Annotated in this window: 2 protein-coding genes and 1 pseudogene; all 3 read right to left on the reverse strand. The window is 65.1% G+C overall.

Translation table 11 applies throughout. The annotated features are described in order from the left end of the window. A pseudogene (locus O1Q03_RS39760) lies at nt 1-217 on the reverse strand (MdtA/MuxA family multidrug efflux RND transporter periplasmic adaptor subunit); the annotation flags it as partial. 248 nt (nt 218-465) lie between these two features. Then, entirely contained in the window at nt 466-1,290 is an 825-nt protein-coding gene (locus O1Q03_RS39765; RefSeq protein WP_269511594.1) for an IclR family transcriptional regulator, read from the reverse strand. Nucleotides 1,291-1,822: 532 nt separating this feature from the next. Further along, nucleotides 1,823-3,190 (reverse strand): group II intron reverse transcriptase/maturase, encoded by a 1,368-nt coding sequence (ltrA, locus tag O1Q03_RS39770; protein WP_269504403.1) that lies wholly within the window; start codon nt 3,188-3,190, stop codon nt 1,823-1,825. Between the last annotated feature and the right edge of the window lie 406 nt (nt 3,191-3,596).

Below are 3,596 nucleotides of genomic sequence, written 5' to 3' on the forward strand. Positions count from 1 at the left end.
GGCCGCGATGACCGCCACCGCCGCCGCTCGCGGCGGCGCCGGACGCCGCGCTGGCCGCTGCGTGCGCGCCGGCCGGCGTGCGGCTCCACGGATGCCACCACAGCAGGCCGCCGATGACGACGACCGCGAGCGTCCCGAGCGCGAGCGTGCGGCGCGGACGGCGGGGGGCGAGGGCGGGATCCTTCGAAGGGGGCGTGGGCTTTTGTTGGTTGTCCATCGGGTTCTGTCAGGAAGACGGCGCGGCGTGCCGGGGGAAACGGGCGCGGAATTGCGCGTGGGCATGCGGTGCCGGGAGGGCCGGCTCGGTCCGGTCCCTGCCGATCCGCGCGGGAAAAGAGCGGTGCGCGCCGCGAATGCGGCGCGACGATGGGCATGATCGTACGTGCCGTCCCCGTTACAGTCCAGCGGTCAATCTTTCGGCGGGTTACGCTCGTTACAGAACGCGACAGAACGGCGACGAATCGATTACAGGCCGACCCGCCGGGCAGGTGCGCCGCCGATCTCGCGGGTGATTTTCGCGATGCAGGCGTGCAGTGCGGGCACCACGTGTTCGTGCAGCCATTCGGGCGAGCACTGGCTCGCCGCGCCGCCGCAGTTCACCGAGTAGCGCTGGCCCGACGGGCCGACGAAGCCGGCCGCGACCGCGTTCAGCCCTTCGCGCCATTCGCCGATCGCGAGCGCATGGCCTTCGCGCATCGCTTCGTCGAGCGCGGGATTCAGGCGCGCCGACACGTGCGGCCAGTCATCGCCCGCCGTCATGCGCAGCGCGTCGAGCAACGCGCGACGCTCGTCGTCCTCCAGCGCCGCGAGATACGCGCGGCCGACCGCGGTGCGCGCGATGTCCATCCGCGAGCCGATTTCGAGGCGCGTGACGAGCACGGCCGAGCGCGGCCGGATCACGTCGATCGCGACCATGTCGAGCCGGTCGCGCACGGCGAGGTGCACGGACAGCGACGTGCGCTCGGCGAGCTCGATCATGAACGGCCGCGAACGCGCGCGGATGTCGAAGTTGCGCAGGAAACCGTGGCTCAGTTCGAGCACCGACGCGGTCAGCACGAAGCGCTCGCTGTCGGGCAACTGGAACAGGAAGCCGGCGCTGACGAGCGTCGCGGTGATGCGCGAGACGGTGGGCTTCGGGATGCCGGTCAGTTCGGTCAGCTCGCGGTTGCTGACCGGCGCGTCGGCGGCGGCGATGCGGCGCAGCACGGCGAGGCCGCGGGCGAGCGCCGTGATCTCGTCGGGCGACGATTCGCGTTCTCGGGGCGCGGGAGGCGTTACAGATGTCGACACGAGGGATTCTCTCTATTTCCGAAACTCGATTTCAATTTTGTTGATATCGTACGATGATTGTCAAAAGATGCATGTTCCCGGGGTGAATCGTTCATTCGATGACATTTTACGGGTTCACCCTTGGTTTATTAGGAAAACGCTCAAAGCAGCGTTGCCGGAAAGTGAAGAACCCGGTGCAAATACCGCTTGACTTGTCGGGCGGAAACGGAAAGAATGTCTCACGTTTTCGAAACATCGTTTCAGGAGTTTAACCGGCAACGGTGTTTCGCGCAGTCTCTCAGGTTCTAGCACGGCCCTCGGAATGGCTAGAACTTTTTCAGCGCCACGGTCTCCGTGGCGCTTTTTTTTGTCCGTCCGCTCCACGCATCAGATCCCTATTATCCCCGATCGTTCGAAACCGCCCGTTCCAGCGGGCTCGCGCGCATAGGCGCGCGCGGCGCACGCAAATCGGCATAGGGGACGGCCATGAGGCCGTACCCCTGCCACACCACCCGGCATGCGGGTCCGCACCGGGCGGTTCGAGAAGTTGAGGTTATGAGAGACGAGGTACGCCGAGCCGGTCGAAGTATGCGATGGTCAGGGCGCTGTTGAGCAACTGGGCGCTGTTACGCCACCAACGGCGGCTGCTCGCCGCCGTCTGTCGCGCAACGTCGACCGACGCCCCCAACGCACGAAGTTCCCGGTAGATGGTCGGGCCCCGGCGCCAATGTTTAAGCTGGATAGCCCGCAGCCGGTGACGCAACCACTCGTCCAGTGCCAACCACACACCGGGCGTTTGCGCCAACCGGAAGTACGCCCTCCATCCCAACACATAAGCCCGTAGCCGTTCCACCACTTCGGGCATGCCGCGCCCGCCAGAGCGGCGGGTCAGTTCTCGAATGCGGTGTTTGAACGCCAGCAGCGGTTTGGCCGCCACCTTGCGTTTGACCACACCGCCCGCAGCTACCCACAGGCTGTAGCCCAGAAACTTGCGACCAAACACACTCGCCACGGCGCTTTTGGTCTCATTGACCTTCAGGCGCAGCCGACCATACAGGCGTCGCAACAGCGCCATCACCCGCTCGCCCGCACGACGGCTGCGAACATACACATTCGCATCGTCAGCGTAGCGGGCGAAGCAGTGGCCCCGCCGCTCCAGTTCCTTGTCCACCTCATCAAGCAGAACATTAGCCAGCAACGGGGATAACGGTCCGCCCTGCGGCGTGCCCTGATCCCGTTGCTGGACCACCCCGTCAGCCATGATGCCGCTGTTCAGATACGCCCGGATCAGCCCGATCACTCCGGCGTCCCCAATGCGTTTCTGCAAACGGTCGATCAGGATGTCGTGGTTGACCCGGTCGAAGAACTTCTCCAGATCAACGTCAACCACGGTTCGCCGTCCCGACTGCACGTACGATTGCGCGGCAAGCACCGCATCGTGCGCACGCCGTCCGGGCCGGAAGCCGTAGCTGTGCTCGCTGAAGGTAGGGTCCAGAACTGGCTGCAGCACCTGCAGCAGTGCCTGCTGGATCAGCCGGTCCGTCACCGTCGGGATGCCAAGCTCACGCTCGCCTCCGTCCGGTTTCGGGATCGCCACCCGTCGTACCGGACTGGGCCGGTACGTGCCCTTCAGCAATTGTTCACGGATCGCAGGCCACGCCGTCACCAGATGACGCGACGTCTGGTCAATGTCCAGACCGTCCACGCCAGCGGCTCCCTTGTTAGCCCGTACCCGCTTGAACGCCTGCTTCAGATTCTCTCTCGTCAGAGCCGCTTCCAGCAGCGCTGACCCTGTGTCCCCGGATTCATGTCGCGGGCAGCAGGCTTCGTCGCTAGCAGGTACGCGCGCAGCTTCACCGCGCGCTTCCCTCGCTCGCCCCGTTTGCACGGGCATCTGACGCACTGCCTGCCGCATCGACATAACGCTGGACACTCCTTTCCGTTCGGCCCTTCGTCACCAGCTTCCACCTCACCGGCTTATCCTGTGACTACTACGGCCTCTGCTGACTTCCCGCTCCGGCTCGACGCCGTTGCCCTTTCAGGCATGAGGCGGGATCTCCCCAGGTAAGAACGCACTCCTTCACTGCACAGCCGCCGGATCTACGCCGCCGCCCCTTGATCACGAGAGCTTCGCGGCTTTTTGCCCGCTCGCCCTGGACGGCACCGCCTTCTATCCGGTTCTTGTTCATCGGCTCGCAGTTTCGCTCCACGCTTCCTCCCCACACTCGGTCGCCCTCATGCAGTTGCGCTTCGCTTCGCTCGCTGTGATCAACTTGCGGTGGGACTTGCACCCACTAGAGTGCGCCCATGCTGGGCGCACAAAAAAA

The organism is Burkholderia sp. IMCC1007 (genome assembly GCF_027257875.1).
GTDB lineage: Bacteria > Pseudomonadota > Gammaproteobacteria > Burkholderiales > Burkholderiaceae > Burkholderia.

Bases quoted from the DNA above. Each gene is read 5' to 3' on its own strand.
- ltrA (WP_269504403.1), bottom strand. From the start codon at position 3,190: ATGTCGATGCGGCAGGCAGTGCGTCAGATGCCCGTGCAAACGGGGCGA.